This is a genomic window from Bradyrhizobium sp. Leo114 (assembly GCF_055229415.2).
Genome location: NZ_JBUYEN020000237.1, coordinates 1 through 361, shown reverse-complemented (window position 1 = coordinate 361; position 361 = coordinate 1). Strand labels below are relative to the sequence as shown.

The 361-nt window shown below is 61.8% G+C and carries 1 protein-coding gene; it reads left to right on the top strand.

The features are described from left to right. The coding region (locus tag ACZIRK_RS45555; RefSeq protein ID WP_474419889.1) for a transposase at window positions 1-361 on the top strand (361 nt) is incomplete at both ends.

Genomic DNA, 361 nt, shown 5'->3' with positions numbered 1-361 from the left:
GGGCGCCGAACCGGGCGTCCGCCGAAGCGGCGATCGACGTTTTCGCCGAGAAATACCGCGCCAAATACGGCCGGGCGGTCGAATGTCTGGTCAAGGATCGCGACGCCCTGCTGGCCTTCTACGACTTTCCTGCCGAGCATTGGGATCACTTGCGGACGACCAACCCCATCGAAAGCGTGTTCGCCACCGTGCGGCACCGGACGGTGCACACCAAGGGCTCGTTGTCGCCAACCACCGCCAGGCTGATGGTGTTCAAACTGGTGATCGCCGCATCAAAGACCTGGCGGCGGCTCAAAGGCACAAATCAGTTGCCGAAGGTCATCGCAGGTGTCAGATTCAACGACGGCATCGAGGTCATCCA